At 71.5% G+C, this 22962-nt stretch carries 18 protein-coding genes and 1 riboswitch; of the genes, 10 read left to right on the plus strand and 8 right to left on the minus strand.

Features of this window, described 5'->3' with window-relative positions; all coding sequences use genetic code 11:
- The first annotated feature begins 121 nt into the window (after window positions 1–121).
- Together CD790_RS08860 and CD790_RS08865 are read left to right on the plus strand one after the other, a co-directional pair.
- Window positions 122–1111, plus strand: coding sequence for a sugar-binding transcriptional regulator (locus CD790_RS08860; RefSeq protein ID WP_144382777.1), 990 nt, complete (start codon window positions 122–124; stop codon window positions 1109–1111).
- 389 nt (window positions 1112–1500) lie between these two features.
- Window positions 1501–2949, plus strand: coding sequence for a GuaB1 family IMP dehydrogenase-related protein (locus CD790_RS08865; RefSeq protein WP_186318931.1), 1449 nt, complete (start codon window positions 1501–1503; stop codon window positions 2947–2949).
- Window positions 2950–3171: 222 nt separating this feature from the next.
- Here the strand turns inward: CD790_RS08865 and CD790_RS08870 are convergent, their stop codons facing one another.
- Window positions 3172–4221 carry a DUF2637 domain-containing protein gene (locus CD790_RS08870; protein ID WP_260867433.1) on the minus strand — a complete coding sequence of 350 codons (1050 nt, stop codon included), beginning with the start codon at window positions 4219–4221 and terminating at the stop codon, window positions 3172–3174.
- Window positions 4222–4598: 377 nt separating this feature from the next.
- On the opposite strand from CD790_RS08870, the gene CD790_RS08875 reads away from it, so the two are divergent.
- Window positions 4599–6107: an amino acid permease gene (locus CD790_RS08875; protein ID WP_186318932.1), complete on the plus strand. Its 1509-nt coding sequence runs from the start codon at window positions 4599–4601 to the stop codon at window positions 6105–6107.
- 300 nt (window positions 6108–6407) lie between these two features.
- Complete coding sequence (locus CD790_RS08880; RefSeq protein WP_144382479.1) at window positions 6408–6863, plus strand: Lrp/AsnC family transcriptional regulator; 456 nt, start codon at window positions 6408–6410, stop codon at window positions 6861–6863.
- A 182-nt stretch (window positions 6864–7045) separates the two neighbouring features.
- Here the strand turns inward: CD790_RS08880 and CD790_RS08885 are convergent, their stop codons facing one another.
- Window positions 7046–7612 carry a nucleoside deaminase gene (locus tag CD790_RS08885; RefSeq protein WP_144382480.1) on the minus strand — a complete coding sequence of 189 codons (567 nt, stop codon included), beginning with the start codon at window positions 7610–7612 and terminating at the stop codon, window positions 7046–7048.
- A gap of 251 nt (window positions 7613–7863) precedes the next feature.
- Here CD790_RS08885 and CD790_RS08890 point away from each other — a divergent pair, with 251 nt between their 5' ends.
- A complete protein-coding gene (locus CD790_RS08890) occupies window positions 7864–8841 on the plus strand; it encodes an antibiotic biosynthesis monooxygenase (RefSeq protein ID WP_144382481.1) in 978 nt (325 codons plus the stop codon).
- 62 nt (window positions 8842–8903) lie between these two features.
- Here the strand turns inward: CD790_RS08890 and CD790_RS08895 are convergent, their stop codons facing one another.
- Window positions 8904–10421, minus strand: coding sequence for an MFS transporter (locus tag CD790_RS08895; RefSeq protein ID WP_144382482.1), 1518 nt, complete (start codon window positions 10419–10421; stop codon window positions 8904–8906).
- Between the two features lie 121 nt (window positions 10422–10542).
- On the opposite strand from CD790_RS08895, the gene CD790_RS08900 reads away from it, so the two are divergent.
- The 3 genes from CD790_RS08900 (at window position 10543) to CD790_RS08910 (ending at window position 14200) form a co-directional block, all read left to right on the plus strand.
- On the plus strand, window positions 10543–11490 hold the full coding sequence (locus tag CD790_RS08900; protein WP_144382483.1) for a LysR family transcriptional regulator: 948 nt from the start codon (window positions 10543–10545) through the stop codon (window positions 11488–11490).
- Between the two features lie 147 nt (window positions 11491–11637).
- Window positions 11638–12435, plus strand: coding sequence for a carbon-nitrogen hydrolase family protein (locus CD790_RS08905; protein ID WP_144382484.1), 798 nt, complete (start codon window positions 11638–11640; stop codon window positions 12433–12435).
- Window positions 12436–12493: 58 nt separating this feature from the next.
- Entirely contained in the window at window positions 12494–14200 is a 1707-nt protein-coding gene (locus tag CD790_RS08910) for an NAD(P)/FAD-dependent oxidoreductase (RefSeq protein ID WP_144382485.1), read from the plus strand.
- Window positions 14201–14322: 122 nt separating this feature from the next.
- Here the strand turns inward: CD790_RS08910 and CD790_RS08915 are convergent, their stop codons facing one another.
- The gene (locus CD790_RS08915) at window positions 14323–15012 is read right to left on the minus strand and encodes a DUF5995 family protein (protein WP_144382486.1); all 690 of its coding nucleotides are present in this window, start codon (window positions 15010–15012) and stop codon (window positions 14323–14325) included.
- A 560-nt stretch (window positions 15013–15572) separates the two neighbouring features.
- Here CD790_RS08915 and CD790_RS08920 point away from each other — a divergent pair.
- Window positions 15573–16412: a helix-turn-helix transcriptional regulator gene (locus tag CD790_RS08920; protein WP_144382487.1), complete on the plus strand. Its 840-nt coding sequence runs from the start codon at window positions 15573–15575 to the stop codon at window positions 16410–16412.
- Between the two features lie 58 nt (window positions 16413–16470).
- Here the strand turns inward: CD790_RS08920 and CD790_RS08925 are convergent, their stop codons facing one another.
- From CD790_RS08925 to CD790_RS08940, 4 genes are all read right to left on the minus strand, one after another.
- The gene (locus tag CD790_RS08925; protein WP_144382488.1) at window positions 16471–17883 is read right to left on the minus strand and encodes a uracil-xanthine permease family protein; all 1413 of its coding nucleotides are present in this window, start codon (window positions 17881–17883) and stop codon (window positions 16471–16473) included.
- Between the two features lie 63 nt (window positions 17884–17946).
- Window positions 17947–18801, minus strand: coding sequence for an isocitrate lyase/phosphoenolpyruvate mutase family protein (locus CD790_RS08930; protein ID WP_144382489.1), 855 nt, complete (start codon window positions 18799–18801; stop codon window positions 17947–17949).
- Window positions 18798–19520 (minus strand): helix-turn-helix transcriptional regulator, encoded by a 723-nt coding sequence (locus CD790_RS08935; protein ID WP_144382490.1) that lies wholly within the window; start codon window positions 19518–19520, stop codon window positions 18798–18800. Before CD790_RS08935 ends, CD790_RS08930 begins: the two co-directional genes overlap by 4 nt.
- On the minus strand, window positions 19517–20839 hold the full coding sequence (locus CD790_RS08940) for an MFS transporter (RefSeq protein ID WP_144382491.1): 1323 nt from the start codon (window positions 20837–20839) through the stop codon (window positions 19517–19519). The genes CD790_RS08935 and CD790_RS08940 overlap by 4 nt, the downstream gene beginning before the upstream one ends.
- Before the next feature lie 139 nt (window positions 20840–20978).
- Here CD790_RS08940 and CD790_RS08945 point away from each other — a divergent pair, with 139 nt between their 5' ends.
- Window positions 20979–22172 (plus strand): ROK family transcriptional regulator, encoded by a 1194-nt coding sequence (locus CD790_RS08945; protein WP_144382492.1) that lies wholly within the window; start codon window positions 20979–20981, stop codon window positions 22170–22172.
- A gap of 611 nt (window positions 22173–22783) precedes the next feature.
- A riboswitch (FMN riboswitch) is annotated at window positions 22784–22914 on the plus strand.
- Window positions 22915–22962: the final 48 nt, after the last annotated feature.

Below are 22962 nucleotides of genomic sequence, written 5' to 3' on the forward strand. Positions count from 1 at the left end.
TTGGTGAACTCCCGGCTCAAGGACAATTCAAAGACCGCCGTTTCTGACAGGATGACGGTGAGTCCAGAACGTGAACAGTGAGGAGACCGCGGTGTCGACGGGCGGCCGTTCAGCCACGCGGATGGGACCCGCCGAACTGGTGCAGGCGGCGGCCATGGCGCGCCGCTTCTACCTTGAGGGCAAGTCCAAGATCCAGATCGCCGAGGAGTTCGGCGTCAGCCGCTTCAAGGTCGCGCGGGTGCTGGAGACGGCGTTGGAGCGCGACCTGGTGCGCATCGAGATCCGCGTCCCGGCGGAGCTGGACGCGGAGCGCTCCGACGCGCTGCGGGCCCGTTACGGACTGCGGCACGCCGTCGTCGTGGAGTCACCGGCCGACGCCGAGGACGACGCCCCGGACCCGGAGAACCTGGGCGAGGTCGCCGCGGACCTGCTGGGCGAGCTGGTCACCGAGGGGGACGTGCTGGGTCTGGCCTGGGGCCGGTCCACCATCCACATGGCGGCCGCCCTGCACCGGCTGCCGCCGTGCACCGTCGTGCAGCTCACCGGCGTGTACGACGCGGGCACCGCGGAGCGCGGCTCGGTGGAGGCGGTGCGTCGCGCCGCCGCGGTCTCGGGCGGCGAGGCACACCCGATCTACGCGCCGATGCTGCTGCCCGACCCGGCCACCGCGGCGGCGCTGCGCGGGCAGACCGGCATCGCCCGCGCCTTCGAGTACTTCGACAAGGTCACGGTGGCCGCCGTCTCCATCGGCTCCTGGGAGGCGGGCATCTCGACCGTCTACGACATGCTCACGGAGGAGGAGCGGGCGCACTACGCCTCCCTCGGGGCCGCGGCCGAGATGTCCGCCCACCTCTTCGACGCGGACGGCCGCCGCATCGGCCGTGACCTGGGCGAACGGTGCATCACGGTGGAGGCGGACCGGCTGCGCCGGATCCCCGAGGTCGTCGCCATCGCCGGCGGGCGCCGCAAGGCGGCGGCGATCGGCGCGGTGCTCCGCTCCGGGCTGGTGACCAGCCTGGTGACGGACACCGCCGCCGCCGACCACCTGCTGCTGGAGACCGGCCCGGGGCCGCGCCCCGCCCTGGACCGCGCGGACCCGGACGGCGCGTAGGCGCGGACGGCGCGTAGGCGCGGGCCCGGACGGCGCACAAGGCTCGAAGAGATGGTTCGGGGCGCGGCGGGATCTCCTGCCGCGCCCCGGCCTCGTCCACCGTCCCGGCGATCCGCGTACGCCGGACGATCCTCGCGCGGTGCGCGATCCTCGTGCGCCGGACGATCCCGCGCGGTGGGCGATCCTCGCGCGGCGTGCGGTCGTGGCGGGGGCCCGGGTGAGCGTAGCTACGGGATCTGAAGGCGGCCGGCGCCCGGCGAGGCCGTCCCCGAGTCGCCCGCGGACCGCTCCGCGGCGCGGAACCCCGCCCGGTTTGGATGAATCGACCAGGCGCTTTCCCAGGCTTGGGAGCTTCGGCCCAGGGGGTTCCAGGCCCTGGCCGTGTGAGAATGAAGTACGTGCGTTTTCTCAATGACTCGAAGCCGCCGTACGACCTGACGTACGACGATGTGTTCATGGTTCCGAGCCGCTCCGCGGTCGGTTCCCGCCAGGGCGTGGACCTCTCCGCCCCCGATGGCACCGGTACCACCATCCCCCTCGTGGTCGCCAACATGACCGCGATTGCCGGACGCCGGATGGCCGAGACGGTCGCCCGCCGCGGCGGCCTCGTCGTCATCCCGCAGGACATTCCGCTCGACGTCGTCACCGACGTCATCACCTGGGTCAAGAGCCGTCATCTGGTGCTCGACACCCCGATCGTGCTCAACCCCTCCTCCACCGTCGCCGACGCGCTCGCCCTGCTGCCCAAGCGCGCCCACGGCGCGGGTGTCGTGGTCGAGGACGACCGCCCCGTGGGCATCGTCACCGAGCACGACCTGACCGGCGTGGACCGCTTCACCCAGCTGTCCGAGGTCATGTCCAGGGAGCTGCTGCTCCTCGACGCGGACATCGACCCCCGCGAGGCCTTCACCCGCCTCGACACCGCCCACCGCAAGCTCGCCCCCGCCGTGGACGCGGACGGCCGGCTCGCGGGCATCCTGACCCGCAAGGGCGCGCTGCGCGCCACCCTGTACACCCCGGCCACCGATGCCACCGGCAAGCTGCGGATCGCCGCCGCCGTCGGCATCAACGGCGATGTGGCCGGCCGTGCCAAGGCGCTGCTGGACGCCGGCGTGGACACCCTGGTGGTGGACACCGCGCACGGCCACCAGGAGTCGATGATCAGCGCGCTGAAGGCGGTGCGGGCGCTCGACCCGCAGGTGCCGATCGTGGCGGGCAACATCGTCGCCGCCGAGGGCGTGCGCGACCTGGTCGAGGCCGGCGCGGACATCATCAAGGTCGGTGTCGGCCCGGGCGCCATGTGCACCACCCGGATGATGACCGGGGTGGGCCGCCCGCAGTTCTCCGCGGTGCTGGAGTGCGCCGCCGAGGCGCGCCGGCTGGGCAAGCACGTGTGGGCGGACGGCGGCGTCCGGCACCCGCGTGACGTCGCCATGGCCCTGGCCGCGGGCGCGTCCAATGTCATGATCGGTTCGTGGTTCGCCGGCACCTACGAGTCGCCGGGCGACCTCCAGCACACCGCCGACGGCCGTCCGTACAAGGAGAGCTTCGGCATGGCCTCCGCCCGCGCGGTGCGCAACCGCACCGCGGAGGAGTCGGCCTACGACCGGGCCCGCAAGGCGCTCTTCGAGGAGGGCATCTCCACCTCGCGGATGTTCCTGGACACGGCCCGCCCGGGCGTGGAGGACCTGATCGACTCGATCATCGCGGGTGTCCGCAGCTCCTGCACCTACGCGGGCGCGGGCTCGCTGGAGGAGTTCCACCAGCGTGCCGTCGTCGGCGTGCAGAGCGCCGCGGGCTACGCCGAGGGCAAGCCGCTGCACGCCAGCTGGAACTGACGCGCCGTCGCCCCCTCGGGCACCCCTCGGGGTGACCCCTCTTCCGTCGGCCCCGGTCACATGGTGACCGGGGCCGACGGCGTCTCCGACATCCGGGCTCTGAGATCCGGGCATGAGCTCTGAGATCCGGGCGTGGGCTCTGATACTTGGGCATGAGGTGGTGGAGCCACGGGGAGCGGCTCGCCGGGGGCGCGGTCCGGCGCGCCGGCGCCGGGCCCGATGTCAGCCGCGCGATGTGGCGGCGTGTTGCCCCGACGAGTGCGACTCGGGGCCACGCTGCCGGGGGAGGGCGTGGCGCGGCGGGCTGGTCAGGGTGATCTGCCGTACCAGCTGGTGGAACGAGAGCAGCGCGGCGACGGCCGGCAGGGCGGCGACGGCGATGCCGGGCACCGTCCGCGGCGCGTGGGCGATGCACAGGAAGACCGCGATGGCGGAGAAGAGCACCACGACCGCCCAGGAGCTCCCCGGACGCCTGCGGTGCAGCGCGGCCCGCAGCACCGAGAGCGAGGCGACCAGCCAGGGCCCGTACACCAGCACCGGCCACCAGTCGACCAGCTCCCGGGAGGTGCTGGGGGAGGCCACGAAGCGCAGCGGGCCGTAGGAGATCATCCCACTCAGGACGCTCAGTATGGCGACGATCACCGTGGTCAGCGCGGCGAAGACCAGGCTGAAGAGCCGCAGCCAGGGCATGTTGGGCCGGCGGAAGCGGACCCGGCGGCGTCGTCCCCGGCCGCGCACGAAGGCGGTCGGGGTCGGCGGCGCCGGGGCCGGGGTCGGGTCCTCGGGGGGCGGCGGCGACTCCTCGGCGGAGGCCGACTGCAGAAGGCGCGCGAGGTCGCCGTCCAGGTCCCAGCGGTCGTCGAAGGTCTCGGCGGCCGGTAGCGGCCCCGCGTACCCCGGGTAGCTGCCGCTGAGGGTGGTGTCGAGCGGCTCGTTCCAGGCCCCGACCGAGGAGTCGAAGGCTCCGACCGACGGGTCGAAGGTCCGCACCGACGGGTCGAAGGTCCCGACCGAGGGGTCGAAGGCTCCGACCGACGGGTCGAAGGTCCGGACCGACGGGTCGAAGGCCCCGACCGAGGGGTCGAAGCCTCCGATCGAGGAGTCGAAGGCCCCGATCGAGGGGTCGACGGAGCCCATGGAGTAGCCCCCGTAGCCGACCTGGTGGCCGGCCGCGTGGCCGCTGTGCGTCGTATGACCGGTGTGGTGGCCGGGGTAATGACCGGGGCTGTAGCCAGCCGTCTGGCCGGCGGTTTCCGGGTCCGGGTAGGTCATGGCCGTCCATCCGGTTCCGTGCTGCCGTGGGGCCGCGGGCTGTGTCTGGTCACGCCCCGACCAACGATTCCGCAAATACGCCGTATCGCAGCAATCGGGTGAAAGTAGCCAATGATCTTGTCATGCGTGGCGCGTGCAACAATTCCCTGTACGAACCATCGAGGCGCAACGTTCGCACGCGTATACGCAATAATGATGCATTACGAGCGCAGCCATCCAGCTCGTATGGTCTTGCGCTGTACGTGGAGTGGCGGGAACCGTCAGCTCGGCGGTTCCTCACTTGCGGGTCTCCCGCGCATGTCTGCGCACCCGCACGTCCGCCGCTGGTCACCGCCCATCGAGCTCATCTGACCGGCAGCGATAAAGGAGCCACCCCTGTGTTGGACCAAGGCGTACCCTCGCCCGTCAGCGACAAGCCGACCCCTGCTGCCGGGGGTTTCGGCGCCCTGATGCGGCGCAAGCCCGTCGAGCGGCTTGTCGCGGAGGGCGGTCACGGCGAGGGTGGCACGCTGCGCCGCTCCCTCGGTATGTGGCAGCTGACCATGATCAGCATCGGTGCGACGCTGGGCACCGGCATCTTCGTCGTGCTCGGCGAGGCGGTCCCCAAGGCCGGCCCCGCGGTCACCCTCTCGTTCGTCATCGCCGGACTCACCGCGCTCTTCTCGGCGCTCTCCTACGCGGAGCTGGCCGGCACCATCCCGGTCTCCGGATCCTCGTACTCCTACGCCTACGCCACGATGGGCGAGCTCGTCGCCTGGGTCTGCGGCTGGTGCCTGATCCTGGAGTACGGCGTATCGGTCGCGGCGGTCGCCGTCGGCTGGGGCGAGTACGTCAACGAGCTGCTCGACGGCACCATCGGGGTCACCATCCCGGCCGCGCTCTCCGCGGCGCCCGGTGAGGTCGACGGCGCGCTGTTCAACCTGCCCGCGCTGATCGTGGTCCTGCTGGCCATGGTGTTCCTGCTCGGCGGGGCCAAGGAGTCCGCCCGCGCCAACACCATCATGGTCGTGGTGAAGATCGCCGCCCTGCTGCTCTTCTGCGCCATCGGCTTCATGGGCTTCAAGTCCGGCAACTACGAGAACTTCATGCCGCTGGGCATGGCGGGCGTGAGCGCCGCCGGCGCCACCCTCTTCTTCTCGTACATCGGCTTCGACGCCGCGTCCACGGCCGGCGAGGAGGCGAAGAACCCGCAGCGTGACCTGCCCCGCGCGATCATGCTGTCGCTGGGCATCGTCACCGCGCTGTACGTCCTGGTCGCCTTCGTCGCCGTCGGTGCCCGGCCGTGGAAGAACTTCAGCGGCTCCGAGGCCGACCTGGCCGGGATCATGGAGGACGTCACCGGCCAGAACTTCTGGGCCGTGCTGCTTGCGGCCGGCGCCGTCATCGCCATCGCCTCCGTCGTGCTGACCGTGCTCTACGGCCAGACCCGCATCATGTTCGCGATGTCCCGCGACGGCCTGGTGCCCAAGGTGTTCGCCAAGGTCAACCCGCGCACCGGCACCCCGCGCGCCAACACCGTGATCGTCTCGCTGTTCTGCGGCATCCTGGCCGCGCTGATCCCGCTCGGCGAGCTCGCCAACGCCACCAGCATCGGCACCCTGTTCGCCTTCGCCCTCGTCAACATCGCGGTGATCGTGCTGCGCCGCACCCGCCCCGAGATGCCCCGCACCTTCCGGGTGCCGCTCTCCCCGCTCTTCCCGCTGATCGGCTTCGGCTTCTGCGTGTGGATGATGGGCAGCCTGGACACCATCACCTGGATCGTCTTCGGCGTCTGGATGGCCGTCGGCTTCGTGATCTATTTCGGCTACGGCATGCGCCGCTCCCGGCTGGCGACCTCCGGCACGTCGGACGCCCTCGCGGCCGCCGGCGTCGCGGACGCCGAGTAGCCCACCTCCTGAGACGCTCCACGAGGGGCCTGAGGGGCTTGGGATCGCACCACGCGGTCCCGCGAAGCCGCCTCAGGCCTCTCTTCTTCGTCTCCTCCCTCCGGGGCGCCGCCGTGACGACCGGCCACCGCGGCCGGTTTGGCAAGGTCAGGAGAGCCACGAGAAGATGTGGGAAGACATGAAGCAGCAGGTAGGGGCGAGCCGTTGGCGACGCCCGTGACAGCGACCCCGCTGTGATCTACTTCGGGCAACGGCAAGCGCCGCTCCCATTGGCCACCGCAGAGAAGTGATTCCCCCGCAGTGCGACTGAACGACCTGGACGAACGCATCGTCCACGCCCTCGCCGAGGATGCCCGCCGCTCGTACGCCGACATCGGCGCGGAGGTCGGCCTGTCCGCGCCCGCCGTGAAGCGGCGCGTGGACCGGCTGCGGGCGGAGGGTGCCATCACCGGATTCACGGTTCGGGTGGACCCGGCGGCGCTCGGCTGGGAGACCGAGGGGTTCATCGAGCTCTACTGCCGTCACAACACCTCGCCGCAGGACATCCACCGCGGGCTCTCGCGCTATCCGGAAGTGGCGTCCGCCTCCACCGTCACGGGGGAGGCCGACGCCATCGTCCAGGTCTTCGCCTCCGACATGCGCCACTTCGAGCGGGTGCTGGAGCGGATCGCGGGCGAACCGTTCGTGGAACGCACCAAGTCGGTGCTGGTCCTCTCGCCCCTGCTGCGGCGCTACACCTCGGGCTCGCCCGCCTGAAGCGCTTCCCGATCTCGACCCGTCAGAGCGCGCCCCGTCAGAGCTCGACCCGTCAGAGGTGGGCCCACCCCCGTTCATCCGGGGGCGGGCCCGTTTTCGTTCGGGGGCTGTTTCCTTCGAAGTGGGCCGTTTCGATGGGAGGGGGCCGTTTTGCATGAGTAACGGGTGGCGCCCACGGCGCGTCAGTACGGGTGGCGGTCGCTCTTGTCGCTCCACGCCTTGTACGCCTCGGCGCCCAGCTCGGGGTGGATCTGCTCGATCTTGATCCGCCGCTGGTCCAACGACCGCTGGAAGTCCTCGTACTGATAGGCGTCGTCGAAGCCGATCGCCCGGGTGGCGTCCAGGTCGCAGCTGAAGTAGACGGCGTCGATCCGCGCCCAGTAGATGGCGCTCATGCACATCGGGCACGGGGCGCCGCTGATGTAGATCGAGCACCCCTGGAGCATGCGGGCGCGTTCCGGTACGGGATCGGGGGACCCGTCGGGGCGTGGCACGTACTGCAGCGTGCTCTCGTTCTGGTAGTCCTCGGCGATCGAAGGAGCCTCCGGGTTGAGACGCTGGATCGCCTTGCGGATCGTCTCCACCTCGGCGTGTGCGGTGGGATCGCCGGTGAGTAGCACCCGGTTCTGGCCCCGGGCGATGATCTCCCCGTCTCGGGCGATCACCGCGCCGAACGGGCCGCCCCAGCCGTTCACCACGGACTCGGTGGCCAGTCGCACGGCCTCGGTCAGACACTCTTTGTGATCCATGAGAACCCTGCCCGTCTCTTGCCCGTCTCTCTGTCTCTCCGCTGCGGTCTCTCCGCTGCCCTGTGTCTCGACGCTGCTCGTCTGTCGCTCGTCTGTCCGTTCTCCGACGTCACCTTGTCCGCGTCGCCCTGCTGTTCACTCGACGTGCCCGGTCTCGGTGCCCGGTCTCGTCGTCCCTCCCTTTCACCTCCTCCCACCTCGTAATTTGTCCGAATTGGTGGATAACTCCCTTTCGATCTAGACTACTCGGTATGGGTGCTGGTGCAAGCCGTGACCTCGGCGGTGTCGGCGGGGACAACGCCACGGTGGTGACCTCCCAGCGTGTGCGACCGGGGCGTGACGACGACTACCGCCGCTGGCAGGAGAAGACGAACCAAGTCGTGCGTGAATTCGACGGGTTCGAGGGAACGGAGCTGTATCCGCCGACCCCCGGTGAAGCCAACGAGTGGGTCGTCGTCTTTCGCTTCTCCCGTGTCGACCAGTTGACCGCCTGGCTGGAGTCCTCCGCCCGCCGGGAACTCCTCGACGAGGGCCGCCCTCTGTTCGATGGCTCCCCGACCCAGGAGATCCTCGCCGGCGGCACGCCGGCCCGCGATGTGGTGACGGCGGTCATCTCGCACGAGGTGCGGCCCGGGCGGGAGCGGGATTTCATGCGGTGGCAGGACAAGGTCCTCGCCGAGCAGGAGAAGCAATCGGGCTTCATGGGGTCGGAGTTGTTCAAGCCCGTCCAGGGAGTCCAGGACCGCTGGGTGGTCGTCTTCCGCTACGACACCCGTGAGCACCTCGACCGGTGGCTCGACTCCGAGGCGCGCAAGAAGCTGCTGGAGGAGGGGCGTCAGTACTTCTCCGCTTATGACGTGCGGAAGATCGCATCGGCGTTCAGCGGCTGGTTCCGGTTCGGCGAAGGGGCGGACAAGGGCATTCCACCCAACTGGAAGCAGGCCATGTCCGTCGTCCTGGCGCTCTATCCGACCGTCATGATCCTGAATCTGACGGTGGGTCATGACCTCGACGAGCTCGGCGTGCCCGGGTACGTGGGGCTGTTCATCGGCAATGTGCTCAGTGTCAGCGTGCTGACCTGGCTGCTGATGCCCTTGGTCAACCGGGCGTTCGCCTTCTGGCTGGTGCCCGATCGGGCGAACTCCCTCCGCGTCCATGTCGTGGGCGCCGCACTGGTGGCGCTGTGCTGGCTGGTGTTCATCGTCGTCTTCGGGCTGACCACCGGATAGCCCCGGCCGCGCCCCGCCGCCCCACGCCCCCGCCGCGCCCCGCCCCGGCCTCTCCTGCTCCGTTACGGCCTCGCTCCTCCGCCTGCCTCTGTGGCCGGCGGTCGAAGCCATGCCGCCACCACCGTCGCGAGGACGACCAGCACCACGGCCGCTATGCGATAGCCCACCCCGACCGCGTCCGTGTATGCCGACACCACCTCCCTACGCACCCCGTCTCCGAGTCGGGACGCGGCGGCCAGTGCCTGCGCGGCCGAGTCGGAATTATCGCCCAGCGCGGCCGGGAGCCGGTCGGAGAAGCGTATGGACAGGGCGGTGCCGATGACGGCGATCCCCAGGGCGGCCCCCAGCTCGCGGGCGGCGGCGTTCAGGCCGGAGCCCACCCCCGCCTTCGTCTGCGGCAGGGCGGTGATCACCGAGTGGGAGAGCGACGGCATCGTCATCCCGCAACCCGTGGCCGTGATCAACATGTACGCCGCATACAGCGGGTACGGCGTGCCGGAGTCGGCCGTCGACATGGCCGTCAGCCCGGCGGCGAGGAGCAGCAGCCCGGTGACGACCGTGGGGCGGGTGCCCAGCCGGCGCGCCCAGCCGATGCTTCGCTGGGTCACCAGCATCATGCCGACGGCCGCCGGGAGCACGCCGATACCGGCCTGCAACGCACTGAAGCCCTTCACGTACTGCAGGAACTGCGCGTTCACATAGAAGAGGGCGAACATCCCGAAGAAGGCGGCGGCGATGCCGAGCGCCCCGGCCCGCACGGCGGGCAGCCGGAAGACCCGCGGGTCGAGCACCGGCTGTGCGGCGCGCAGCCCATGCCAGGTGAAGAGCGCGAGGAGCAACGCGGCCAGACCGAAAGCGCCCAGGACGGGGGTCGAGCCCCAGCCGTGCCCCGGGGCCTCGATGATCCCGTAGAGCAGGGCGAAGAGGCCCAGGATGAGCAGGGCGGAGCCGGGGGCGTCGAGGTTCGCGGTGCCTCGGGGGGCGCGCGGAGCGACCCGGGCCGCCCACAGCAACAGGGCGGCGCCCAGCGGTACGTAGGCCCAGAAGAGTCCCTGCCACGGTAGATACTCGATGATCAACGCGCCGCCGGTGTTGCCGAGGATGCCTCCCACGGCCAGCGCCGAACTCCAGCCGGCGATGGCCGCCGCGCGTCGCTCGGGGGCGGTGACCTGGAGCAGGAGCGACATGGTGGCGGGCATCATCAGGGCGGCCCCCGCGCCCGACACCCCCCGCCCGGCCAGCAACAACGGCACGGTCGTCGCCAGTGCGCACAGCGCGGCGCCGCCGGTGAACAGGGACAGACCGGCGAGCAGCACGCCCTTGCGGCCCAGCCGGTCGCCGAGCGCCCCCGCCGGGATCAGCAGTCCGGCGAAGACGATGACGTAGGTGTCGACGATCCACAGCAGCTGCGACGGTGACGGCCGGAGATCGCTCGCCGACAGCTGCGGGATGGCGAGGTTGATGGCGGCGACAAGCGACTGCGCGACGAGCACACAGGCGCACATCGCGATGAGCACCGCGCGATGGCGCCCGCTCGCCGCGGAGCGCGGCGGCGCCTTGGCGGACAGGGTTGCCGACATGACGAAGAGACCCCCGAAGTGAAGAGCACTGATGAGTACTGCTGTCTGGGACTGACCTCGACGACGGTAGGGACGCCCCCTATTGCTTTCAAATGCAACGTCAGCAAGGAATACTTGCGTCATGCGCATTGAACCTGGTGAGAGCGGTCTACCGGCCCACCGTGTCGATCTGAACCTGCTGGTCGCGCTGGACGCCCTGCTCGAGGAGGAGAGCGTGACCGGGGCCGCCGACCGGCTCGGACTCTCCGGCCCGGCCATGAGCCGCACCCTCGGCCGCATCCGGCGTGCCCTCGGTGACCCGGTGCTGGTCCGAGCCGGGCGTCATATGGTCCCCACCCCCCGCGCGCTGGCCATCCGGGCCGAGGTGGGCCGGCTCGTGGACGACGCCCGCGCACTGTTCGCCGCCGGCTCGCCCGCCGACCCCGCCACCCTCCGCCGCGCCTTCACCCTCAGCGCGCACGACGCCCATGTCATGGCGTTCGGCGCCGGCCTGCTGGACCGCGTCGCCGGCACCGCGCCAGGGGTGACCCTGCGCTTCCTCGCCGAGCCCAGCACCGGCGTGCCCTCCCTCCGCGACGGCACCGTCGACCTCGAGATCGGCGTCATCGACCGCAATGAGCCGGAGGTCCGCGTCGAGCCGCTGCTGGAGGACCGCATGGTCGGTGTGGTCCGCCCCGGGCACCCCCTCGCCGAGGGAAGCGTCACCCTCCGTGGCTTCGCTGCCGCCAACCACCTCGTGGTCTCCCGGCGCGGCCGGCTGTCCGGCCCCATCGACACCGCCCTCGCCGCCCATGGCCTGCGTCGCCGCGTGGTCGCCTCCTCACCCACCTTCGCCGCCTCCCTCTTCCTTCTGCTGCGCGGCGACGCCATCGGACTCGCCCTGGAGCGGGTCGACGCGCCGGCCGTGGCAGCGCTGGGCCTGCGCACCTTCGAGGTGCCGCTTGAGCTGCCTCCGCTGCCCTTCGCCATGGCCTGGCACCCCCGCCACGAGGCGGACGGTGGCCATATCTGGCTTCGTGGCCTCGTCCGGGACGTGGTCGCCGACACACTGGCCGGCCCCGCGCAATGAATCGACGCGTCGGGGCGGGTTCCCGTTTCGAATCGACGCCCTGTCCGCAATGGTCAAGCCTTGTTCGTGCTCGGCCGAGAACCGTACGGTTCTTTACGTCCCCCTGCTGGTTGTACGTCCCGTACCCGCCCCCGCCCGAGGTCTGCCATGCCGTCGCTGCGCACCGCCCTGCTCCAGAGCTCCGGTCACCCCGGCGACGTGTCGGCCAACCTCCAGGTCCTCGGCGACGCCGCCGGCCGGGCCGCGGCGGCCGGAGCGGGGCTGCTCGTCACCTCGGAGCTCTTCCTCACCGGCTACGCCATCGGCGACGCGGTACCGGAGCTGGCGGAGCCCGCCGACGGCCCCGGGGCCACGGCCCTGGCCCGGATCGCGGCCGAGCACGGCATCGCGATCGCCTGCGGCTACCCCGAGCGCGACGGCGACACCCTCTACAACTCCGTCCAGCTCTTCGGGGCCGACGGCAGCCGCCTCGCCAACTACCGCAAGACCCACCTCTTCGGCGATTTCGAGACCGCCCACTTCACTCCCGGCGACGAGCCGGTCGTCCAGGCAGAGCTGGACGGCGTCAGGATCGGCCTTCTGATCTGCTATGACGTCGAGTTCCCGGAGACCGTGAGGGCCCACGCCCTCGCCGGTACCGAGCTGCTGGCGGTCCCCACCGCACTGATGCGCCCGTACGAGATCGTCCCGCAGACCCTCCTCCCGGCCCGCGCCTGGGAGAGCCAGCTCTACATCGCGTACGCCAACCGCTGCGGCCTCGAGGGCGAGTTCCACTTCGCCGGGCTCAGCTGCCTCGCCGCTCCCGACGGCACCGCCCGCGCCCGCGCCGGCGCGGCGGAGGACCTGGTCACCGCCGATGTGGACACCGATTCGCTGAAGGCGTCCCGGGCCGAGAACACCTATCTGAGCGATCGCCGCCCCGAGCTGTACGCCTCGCTCGCCTGAACCATCGCACCACCCCCTCGATCGTTCCGATCACCCCGCAAGTAGGAGAGTCCAGCCGATGACGTCCACGGTGCCCACCGCCGTCCATGACGACCAGGACCCGCAGCAGTCCCCCCTTCCGCCCGTCACCATGTTCGGCCCGGACTTCCCCTACGCCTACGACGACTACCTGGCGCACCCGGCCGGCCTGGGCCAGATACCCGCCACCGAGCACGGCGGCGAGGTGGCGGTCATCGGCGGTGGCCTCTCCGGCATCGTCGCCGCGTACGAGCTGATGAAGATGGGCCTCAAGCCCGTCGTCTACGAGGCCGACCAGATCGGCGGCCGGCTGCGCACCGTCGGCTTCGAGGGCTGTGACGACTCGCTGAACGCCGAGATGGGCGCGATGCGGTTCCCGCCGTGCTCCACCGCCCTTCAGCACTACATCGACCTGGTGGGTCTGGAGACCAAGCCGTTCCCCAACCCCCTGGCCCCGGACACCCCCTCCACCGTCGTAGACCTCAAGGGTGAGTCGCACTACGCCGAGACCATCGACGACCTTCCCGAGGTCTACCGCCAGGTCATGGACGCCTGGAACGCCTGCCTGGAGGAGGGCGCGAACTTCTCCGACATGAACCGCGCCATCCGTGAGCGGGACATCCCGCGCATCCGCGAGATCTGGGCGCAGCTCGTCGAGAAGCTCGACAACCAGACCTTCTACGGCTTCCTCTGCGACTCCCCGGCCTTCAAGTCCTTCCGTCACCGGGAGATCTTCGGACAGGTCGGCTTCGGCACCGGTGGCTGGGACACCGACTTTCCGAACTCCATCCTGGAGATCCTCCGCGTCGTCTACACCGAGGCGGACGACCACCACCGCGGCATCGTCGGCGGTAGCCAGCAGCTTCCGCTGCGGCTGTGGGAGCGCGAGCCCCAGAAGCTCGTGCACTGGCCCCAGGGCACCTCGCTGGCCAGCCTGCACGACGGCACGCCGCGCCCGGCCGTGACCCGGCTGCACCGCACGGCGGGCAACCGCATCACCGTCACCGACGCCTCCGGCGACATCCGCACCTACCGCGCCGCCATCTTCACCGCGCAGTCCTGGATGCTGCTGTCGAAGATCGAGTGTGATGACGCGCTGTTCCCCATCGACCACTGGACGGCGATGGAGCGCACCCACTATATGGAGTCCTCCAAGCTGTTCGTGCCGGTCGACCGCCCGTTCTGGCTGGACAAGGACGAGGAGACCGGCCGGGACACGATGAGCATGACGCTCACCGACCGGATGACCCGCGGCACCTACCTGCTGGACAACGGGCCGGACCAGCCCGCCGTCATCTGCCTCTCCTACACCTGGTGCGACGACAGCCTCAAGTGGCTGCCGCTGTCCGCGAGCGAGCGCATGGAGGTCATGCTCAAGTCGCTTGGCGAGATCTACCCGAAGGTCGACATCCGGAAGCACATCATCGGCAACCCGGTGACCGTCTCCTGGGAGAACGAGCCCTACTTCATGGGCGCGTTCAAGGCCAACCTGCCCGGCCACTACCGCTACCAGCGCCGTCTGTTCACCCACTTCATGCAGGACCGCCTGCCCGAGGACAAGCGCGGCATCTTCCTCGCGGGTGACGACATCTCCTGGACGGCGGGCTGGGCCGAGGGCGCCGTGCAGACCGCGCTCAACGCGGTCTGGGGTGTCATGAAGCAGTTCGGCGGCGAGACCGACCCGACCAACCCGGGCCCCGGAGACCTCTACGACGAGATCGCCCCGGTGGAGCTGCCGGAGGACTGACGCTCCCAGCGTCGTTCGGGCCGCTCTCCCCCTCCCCGAGACCCGGGCCGCCGCCACGCCGCGACACGCGTGGCGGCGGCCCGCATCCATGTCCGGGCACCGGAGCGCGGTCCGCCGGGCGGTCAGCCCAGCGGCGTGAGGAGGCAGCGGCCGACGAGCCCCACGCCGGCGTCCACCCGATCGGAGAACTCCTCCGCCACCTCCGGAAGCCCACGCAGGCCCCACAGGGTGCGAAAGGTGGCCCACGCCGCGTCCCGTGCGCGCTCCAGACTCCAGGCACCCACCAGGTGGGTGAAGGGGTCGGCCACATCCAGCAGGTCGGGACCCGGCATCAACTCCTCGCGGATGCGCTCCTCCATCCTGACCAACACCTCGCCGACCCGGTCGAAGTCCCCTTCCAGCGCCGCCGGTTCCAACTCCCGTCCGTGACAGGTGCTGATGAGCGCCAGCGCCAGGTCGTAGCCGATATGCGCGTTGATGCCCGCCAGGGCGAACTGGAGCGGACGCACCGCGGGGTGGCGGCGCAGTTGGAACAGCGGCCGCCAACAGGCGGGCGGTCGCCGCCCGGCCGCCACCGCGTCGAGGGCGGCCAGATAGCGTCCGCCGAACCGCACGGCCAGCTCCTCGGTCGCTGCCGGGTTGTGGAAATGGCCGGTGATCAGTCGCTGCCCGACCTCCTCGGTGACCGAGAGGTACACCCGATTGAAGATCGCCACCCCGTCGTGCGGCGGCAACACGGTATCGATCGTCCGCATCCGTGCCACCACGTGGTCGAAGGTCCGCGGGGCGCACGGCTGGTCGGCCTCTGTCATGGGGCTCAGGGTCCCAGCCGCCCGGTCCGCCGGGCGCTCGTGCGCGGCGGTTTCCCCATAACGGGCTAACAGGCGGGAAGCGGAATCGCACCCACGTCATGAGACGTACCCCTCGCCCTCGTGTCGAGCTCGCCTGAGATGCATGGCAACTACCTTCCGTCGGCGGTCCGTTGCACCACCAGCGTGAACGGTCCGGCCCGGCCGGAGGAGAGACCTGGCGATCGGCGGATCCCGAATCCCCGGCTCGCCGGTCCGGGATTCGCTAGTCCAGGGTTCACCGATCCGGGTGTCGCCGGTCCGGGTGTCGCCGGTCCGGGGTTCAGCGATCCGGGTCTCCTCGGTCCAGGGTTCACCGATCCGGGTCTCCTCGGTCCGGGGCTCGCCGATCCGCGGACCGTCAGCCGGGAGATGCCGCATCAAGGGACGGCAGATCAGCGGACGGCAGATCAGCGGACAACGGATCAGGGGACGCGAGATCACAGGATGTGGCATCAGGGGTCTACCGATCCGGGGATTCGCAGACCCTGGTTACTCTGCGTCAGCGAGGGGACCATGAACGCGTGGATCGCAACGAGTTCGCCGACTTCCTTCGCCGCTGCCGCGCACGCCTCGCACCCACCGACGTCGGACTGGGGCCGGGCGCGCGGCGCCGCACGCCCGGCCTCCGCCGAGAGGAGGTGGCCCAGCTCACCGGCATGTCCACGGACTACTACGCCCGGTTGGAGCAGGCGCGCGGCCCGCGTCCGTCCCGTCAGATGCTGACCGCGCTCGCCCGGGCGCTGCGGCTGACCGACGACGAGCGGGACCATCTCTTCCACCTGGCCGGTGAGGAGCCGCCGCGTGACCGCGGCACCTCCGGGCATGTGCCGCCCGGCATACTGCGCGTGCTGGACCGGTTGTACGACGCCGCCGCGCAGGTCACCAACGACTGGGGCGACATCCTGGCGCAGAACGCGCTGGCGGCTGCCCTGGTCGGGGACGTGAGCGCCCGGCCGCCGGCTGATCGGAACATGGTCCGCCGGTTCTTCACCGAGCGACCAGGCCCCTCGCTGACGCCCGCGGCGGACCGTGAGCGGCACGCACGGACGCATGTGGCGAACCTGCGGGCGGTGCTCGCCGCCCGCCCCGACGACCCCGGCCCTGCCGCGCTGGTCGCCGAGTTGCGGTCTGGCAGTGCGGAGTTCGCCGCCCTGTGGGAGGCGCACGAGGTTGCTGTGCAGCGCTCGTCCATCACTCGCTTCGAGCATCCGATGGTGGGGCTGCTGGAGCTGGAGTGCGAGGTGCTGCTGAGCGCCGAGCACGCCCAACGGTTGATCGTCTATACCGCCCAACCGGGCACCGAATCGTATGAACGACTGGAGCTGCTCCGTGTGCTGGGACTTCAGGACCTCACGGTGTAAGGCCTTGTTCGTCCGCCGGCGGCCCCGGGAGGGCGGGCCGCCGGCGGTGGGAGCCGGGTCAGTCGGTCCCCGTTCCCGTGGCCGTCCCCGTGCCCGCCCCCTTGTCGTCGTAGGCGCTGGTTCCGGAGTCCAGCAGTGGCTCCTGACGCTTCAGGTGGGCGGGGGCCAGGGCCCGCAGCACGTGGTAGCCGGTGATGACGACGATCGTGCCGAGCGCGATGCCGCTCAGCTCGAAGTTGTCGCTGATCTTCAGGCTGACACCGCCGACGCCGATGATGACGCCCGCCGCCACCGGCACCAGGTTGAGCGGATTGCGCAGGTCCACGTCGTTGTGCACCCAGATCTGGGCGCCGAGCAGACCGATCATGCCGTAGAGGATCACCGTGATGCCGCCGAGGACACCGCCGGGGATCGCGGCCACCACCGCGCCGAACTTGGGGCACAGGCCGAAGAGGAGCGCGAAGCAGGCGGCTGCCCAGTAGGCGGCGGTGGAGTAGACGCGGGTGGCGGCCATCACGCCGATGTTCTCGGAGTAGGTGGTGTTGGCGGGGCCTCCGACGGCCGTCGACAGCATCGTCGCGGCGCCGTCCGCCGCGATGGCCGTGCCCAGCTTGTCGTCCAGTGGATCGTTGATCATCTCGCCCACCGCCTTCACATGGCCGGCGTTCTCCGCGATGAGCGCGATCACCACCGGAAGTGCGACGAGGATCGCCGACCACTCGAAGCTGGGGGCGTGCAGGGAGGGGAGCCCGATCCAGTCGGCGGATCCCACCTCGGAGAGGTCGAGCCGCCAGTGGTCCACCGCCTGGGTTCCGCCGTTCACCGAGTGGATCTTCCCGAAGATCCGGTCCAGGGTCCAGGAGAGCGCATAGCCGAAGATCAGCCCCAGGAAGATCGCGATCCGCGACCAGAAGCCGCGCAGACAGACCACGGCCAACCCGGTGAAGAGCATCGTCAGCAGCGCCGTCCACTGGTCGGTCGGCCAGTAGGTGCGCGCGGTGACCGGCGCGAGATTAAAGCCGATCAGCATGACCACGGCGCCGGTGACCACGGGGGGCATCGCCGCGTGGATGATCCGCGCACCGAAGCGCTGGACCGCGAGCCCACTGAGGAACAGGGCCGCGCCGACGACCAAGATCGCACCGGTCACCGCCGCGCTGCCGCCGCCCTGCGCCCGGATGACGGCGGCCACCCCCACGAAGGAGAGGCTGCAACCGAGATAGCTGGGGACCCGGCCACGGGTCGCGACCAGAAAGATCATGGTCGCGACGCCCGACATCATGATGGCGAGATTCGGGTCGAGACCCATGAGCACCGGAGCGACGAAGGAAGCACCGAACATGGCGACCACATGCTGAGCGCCGAGCCCCGCGGTCCGGGGCCACGACAGCCGCTCATCGGGTCTGACGACGGCTCCGGGGGCGGGGGTGCGCCCGTCGCCGTGCAGGGTCCAGCGCAGGCCCAGGCCCATGACTGCTCCACTTCATCGATACGCGGGGGGATCGGAGCAATGTTAATGGGCCGTAAGGGAGGTTCATCCCGTGATGGGAGGGTCCTCCGGCAGTTCCGCCTCGAAATCGTAGGACAAGGTCTGTGCCTGCTCATAGGAGAGGAGGTTGCTCGGATCCGCGTCGGGGTGCTCGATGGACCAGGCCAGCTCCACCGCTCGGTGCAGGGCGGCCCGGAAGAGCAGCGAGCCGCAGCTGACCCTGCCGACACCCAGTTCGGCGAGGACCTCATAGCGGTGCCGGCCGGGGGCGAACAGCACATTGAGCGGGGCCTGCCCCAGGTCCCGGACCAGTGTCGCGATGTCCTTCTCGTCGGTCAGGCCGGGCACGAAGACGCCGTCGGCGCCCGCGCGGACATAGGCTTCGGCCCGTTCGAGAGCCGCCGACAGCGGGGGAGCGGTCTCCCCGGCCAGCGCGGGGAACCAGTGGGTGTCGGTCCGGGCGTTCACGAAGAGTTCGGGCACCCGCTCTTTGACGGCCGTGATGACCTCACATTGTCGTCCGAGGGGTGCCAGCGTCCCCTCGGAGCGGCCGTCCTCGATGTTCACGCCCACCACTCCGGCCGCCGCCAGCTCGGCGGCGAGTACCGCGACCTCCTCGGGGCGGTCGCTGAAGCCGCCCTCGATGTCGACGCTGACGAGCACCGGCAGTCGAGCCAGGCCGCGGGCGAGGGCGAGCGTCTCCTCGCGGGCGGCGCCGGTCGCGTCCGGCAGCCCGGCCGCGGCGGCGACGCCCAGGCTGGTGGTCCCCAGCGCGCGGAATCCGCGCCGGGCCAGCGCGGCGCCGCTGGCGTGGTCCCAGGCGTTGGGGAGCAGCAGCGGGCGGTCGGTGTGGTGGAGTCGGCGAAAGGCGGCGCAACGTTCGGTGGTGGCCGTGGTCACGGTCGGGTCCCCTCAAGGTCGAGCAGGTCGAGGTCGAGCAACCGGCGGAGTGCCCGCCGGCCGGTGTCGCTGACACGGAGCGCGCGTCGGCTGCCGATGCGCACGCACCATTCGGCCTCCAGCGCATGGCGATACAGGGCCGCGCCGGCGCGGCCGCCCAGGTGCGGCCGGCGCTCCGTCCAGTCCAGACAGCCGCGGGCCATCGGGCGACGGCCGCTCGGGGCGGCCGTCAGGTCGATGTCCAACTCGCGGAACCAGGCGAGGCCGTCGTCCGTGAGGGCGAAGCCCGTGTGCTGTTGGAGGAGGCCGCGTTCGAGCATGGCCGCGGTGATGGCGGTGCCGAGCCGGCCGGCCAGGTGGTCGTAGCAGGTGCGGGCGCGAGCCATGGCGCTGCTGGCGCCGGCGACGCGCAGGGTCCGCGGTGGGGAGGGAGGTGCCGCATACGCGGAGAGGTCCTCGATCAGCTGGGCGACCTCGGGGCCGGCCAGGCGTAGGTAGCGGTGCCGCCCCTGCCGCTCCTCCGCCAGCAGACCGCCGTCCACCAGTCGGTTCAGTTGCTCACTGGCCGTGGAGGCGGCGACCCCCGCCTGCCGGGCCAGCTCTCCGGCGGTCCACGCCCGGCCGTCGAGCAGCGCCAGGCAGAAACGGACGCGGGTCTCGTCGGCCAGTAGCGCGGCGAGACGGGCGAGTTGTGGCCCGGTGGGCTCGGGGTGGGTCATCGCTCCATGATGCTCCCGCCATCGTTCGGCGCCCGCCGAACCGTCGTCTCCTGGATTGCGGAACCGCCGGGGACGGACCCGGGGCTGACGGAACCGCCCGGACCGGAGCCGCTGGGGACGGACCCGCCCGCGCCGGAGCGACCCTCGGCGGAAGGCGCCGAGGCGGCCTGGGCGGGGCTGGGGCCGGACCCGCCCCGCAGCACGCCGGCGCCGACGACCAGACCGAGGGCGAGGGCCGTGACGAGAGCGAAGGAGGTGGTGAGGGAGGTCAGGTCGGCGATCGAGCCCATGGCGGCGGGGGCGATCAGGCCGGAGGTGTAGGTGATGGTGGCGACGCCCGCGATGGCCTGGCTGGGGGCGGGGCCGCTGCGGCCGGCGGCGGCGAAGGCGAGCGGGACGACCACCGCGATGCCCAGGCCGACACAGCCGAAGCCGGCGATGGCGACGGCGGGGTGCGGTGCCACGACGACCAGCAGCCCGCCGAGCGTGGCGAGCGCGCCGCCGCCGCGCACGGTCCGGACCGGGCCCAGCCGGGCCACGATCGCGTCGCCGGCGAGCCGGGCGGCGGCCATGGTGCAGGCGAAGGCGGTGGTGCAGGCGGCGGCGAGACCGGGGGAGGAGTCCATGACATCGCGCAGATAGACGGCGGACCAGTCGAGGCTGGCGCCTTCCGCGAAGACCGCGCAGAAGCCCACCGCGCCGATGATCAGCGCGGAGCGCGGTGGCAGGGCGAAGCGCGGCGGCGGGTGTTCTTCGGGGGCGCCGCGCAGGTCGAGCACCCATCGGCAGGCGATGACCCCGAGGACGGTGAGCACCGCGGCCGCGATGCCCAGGTGCAGCCGGGCGTCGGCGTCGGCGTGCGCGGCGACCGTGCCGGCGGCGGACCCGATGAGGGCGCCCACGCTCCACATGCCGTGCAGCCCGGACATGATCGATCGGCCGAGTCGCTGTTCGATCTCCACGCCGAGCGCGTTCATGGCCACGTCGGCCATCCCCGAGGTCGCCCCGTAGACGAAGAGGGCGCCGAACAGCCAGACCAGACCGGGGGAGGCCGCGGGCAGTGCGAGCGAGGCGCACCACAGGGCCAGCAGCCCACGGAGTGCCGCGCGGGCGCCGAGGCGGTGGCTCACCCAGCCGGCCAGCGGCATGGCGAGCGACGCTCCGATCGCGGGGAAGGCGAGCGCGAGACCGAGCCGTCCCGCGCTGATGTCCAACTGCTCCTGGATCCAGGGGATGCGGGTGGCGAAGTTGCCGGTCACCGCGCCGTGCACGGCGAACACGGCCGCGACGGCCAGCCGTGCCCGTCGCACCTCGGCCATGCGTGGTTCCTCCTCGACTCGGCTGCCCATGCTGCTACCCACCCTCCCTGACCTTCGCGGCCGGCGGCCCACCACGTTCCACGTTCCCTTGCCGAGGGAAACTATCAGGGAGCCTTCCTGATAGATATAGGATTTCGCCATGACAGCGTCGAGACGGGCGGCCGGCGCGCCCCGTACCGCCTCCCCGAGCACGGCACGGGCGATCAACGACCGCCTCGCCCTGCGACTCCTCCAGGAACACGGCCCCCTGACGGCAGGCCAGCTCAAGGCGATGACCGGGTTGTCCCGGCCGACGGTGGCCGACCTCGTCGAACGGCTGCGGGACTCCGGCCTGATCGCGGTCATGGGCGAGGCCGGGGCCGAGCGTCGGGGCCCCAACGCCCGGCTGTACGGGATCGTCACCGACCGTGCGCACCTCGTCGGCGTCGACGCCCGCACCGACGGCGTGACGGTGTGCGTCGCCGACCTGCTCGGTCGAGTCCTCGTCGAGACGGCGATGCCGGTCGCTCCGGACGCCGACCCCGACCGAGCCGTGCGCGGCGCCGTGGAGCTGGTGGAACGCGCGGTGAAGGAGGCGGGCGCGGTGCCGCCGCACACCCTCGCCGTCGGCGCGCCCGGCCTGGTCGACCCCGCGACCGGCGAGCTGAACTCCGGCACCGGACTGCCGCCCTGGCACGGGCGGCTGGCGGCCGCGCTGCACAGCGGCTTCGCCGCCCCGGTGCTGCTGGAGAACGAGGTCAACCTGGCCGCCGTCGCCGAACAGCGGAACGGGGCCGCCCGCGATCGGGACACCTTCGTCCTGCTGTGGCTGGGCGAGGGTGTCGGCGCGGCCGTGGTTCTCGACGGTGCGCTGCGGCGCGGCGCCTCCGGCGGAGCCGGCGAGATCGGCTTCCTCCCGGTGCCCGGCACCGGCGCGCTGCCCTCGGCGACCGACTGCGGCGGTGGCTTCCAGGCCCTGGTCGGCGGCGCCGCGGTCCGGGAGCTGGCCGGCGCGCACGGCTGGCCCACGGCCGACGCGGAGGCGGCCGTCCGCGCGGCCGCCACGGCCGGGGCCCGTGGCGAGCCCTTCCTGGCCGCGATCGCCGCCCGCGTGGCGATCGGCGCGGCCGCGGCCTGCGCCGTGCTCGACCCCGGCCGCGTCGTCCTCGGCGGCGAGCTGGGCCGGGCCGGGGGCGCCGAGCTGGCCCGTCTGGTGGAGGCCCGGGTCGCAGGCATGTCCCCGTTGCGCACCGAGGTGCGGGCGGGAGAGCTGGGCGGCGAGGCCGTGCTGCGCGGCGCCGTCCTCACGGCCATGGACGCCGCCCAGAACGACCTCTTCGGAGCCCCCGTCTGACGGGGCCTCCGCTCCCGGCCGGACGGTCGCGTCCCGCGGCACGGCCCGGATCGCGCGGCCCGGTCGCCGCGCCCGTGCCCCGGTCACGCCGTCCGAACCGGCCCTCGCTCCCGCCCGCCCCCGCACCCGCGCAGGCGTCGCGCGGAGCTGGGGCGCCCCATCTCGGCGAAGGAGGACGCGGAGTGGTGCCGCGCCGAGGCGGATGCGCGGCTCGATGTCGTCCAGCGACAGCCGGGGGAGGAGCGGGACGCGGGCGGCGGCTCCGGTCCCCGGCTGCCGCTGGAGGCGGTTGGGGAGCGACTCACCGCCCGGTGTTCGCCGACGTCCCGCCGAGCCCCGCACGTTCGGGGCACCCCGGGAGTCCGGTCGGCTCCTCGAGCAGTTCTGGACCGCCCACCGCCCACCGCCCACCGCCCACCGCCGACGGCCCACCGCGCGGCTGAGAGCGACGGCGTGTTCGGGCGATCGCGAACATGATGAACGGCGGGAACACCTGACGCGACGTGTTCGGCATCGGCGTCTCACCAGGTGAACGGGTGAGAGAAGCCACACGGAGACCGCCTCCATCCGCTCGTATGAGCCGTGGCACACTGGTCGCGTACCAGTGACGTCAGCGCACTCCGGGGTCGGTGAAAATCCGAACCGGCGGTTACAGTCCGCGACCCGTCCGCAGCCAGCGGCCGGTTGACCAGGTGAAATTCCTGGACCGACGGTGAAAGTCCGGATGGGAGGCAGTGCGCGGCGGGCGAAGCACCGGTGCGTCGTCGTGTCGGCGACGGCTCGTACCCGC

Origin of the sequence: Streptomyces sp. SAJ15, assembly GCF_007595705.1 — a bacterium.
Lineage (GTDB): Bacteria > Actinomycetota > Actinomycetes > Streptomycetales > Streptomycetaceae > Streptomyces.

Bases quoted from the DNA above. Each gene is read 5' to 3' on its own strand.
- CD790_RS08860 (WP_144382777.1), top strand. From the start codon at position 122: ATGGGACCCGCCGAACTGGTGCAGGCGGCGGCCATGGCGCGCCGCTTC.
- CD790_RS08865 (WP_186318931.1), top strand. From the start codon at position 1,501: ATGAAGTACGTGCGTTTTCTCAATGACTCGAAGCCGCCGTACGACCTG.
- CD790_RS08870 (WP_260867433.1), bottom strand. From the start codon at position 4,221: ATGACCTACCCGGACCCGGAAACCGCCGGCCAGACGGCTGGCTACAGC.
- CD790_RS08885 (WP_144382480.1), bottom strand. From the start codon at position 7,612: ATGGATCACAAAGAGTGTCTGACCGAGGCCGTGCGACTGGCCACCGAG.
- CD790_RS08890 (WP_144382481.1), top strand. From the start codon at position 7,864: ATGGGTGCTGGTGCAAGCCGTGACCTCGGCGGTGTCGGCGGGGACAAC.
- CD790_RS08895 (WP_144382482.1), bottom strand. From the start codon at position 10,421: ATGTCGGCAACCCTGTCCGCCAAGGCGCCGCCGCGCTCCGCGGCGAGC.
- CD790_RS08900 (WP_144382483.1), top strand. From the start codon at position 10,543: ATGCGCATTGAACCTGGTGAGAGCGGTCTACCGGCCCACCGTGTCGAT.
- CD790_RS08905 (WP_144382484.1), top strand. From the start codon at position 11,638: ATGCCGTCGCTGCGCACCGCCCTGCTCCAGAGCTCCGGTCACCCCGGC.
- CD790_RS08910 (WP_144382485.1), top strand. From the start codon at position 12,494: ATGACGTCCACGGTGCCCACCGCCGTCCATGACGACCAGGACCCGCAG.
- CD790_RS08915 (WP_144382486.1), bottom strand. From the start codon at position 15,012: ATGACAGAGGCCGACCAGCCGTGCGCCCCGCGGACCTTCGACCACGTG.
- CD790_RS08925 (WP_144382488.1), bottom strand. From the start codon at position 17,883: ATGGGCCTGGGCCTGCGCTGGACCCTGCACGGCGACGGGCGCACCCCC.
- CD790_RS08935 (WP_144382490.1), bottom strand. From the start codon at position 19,520: ATGACCCACCCCGAGCCCACCGGGCCACAACTCGCCCGTCTCGCCGCG.
- CD790_RS08940 (WP_144382491.1), bottom strand. From the start codon at position 20,839: ATGGCCGAGGTGCGACGGGCACGGCTGGCCGTCGCGGCCGTGTTCGCC.
- CD790_RS08945 (WP_144382492.1), top strand. From the start codon at position 20,979: ATGACAGCGTCGAGACGGGCGGCCGGCGCGCCCCGTACCGCCTCCCCG.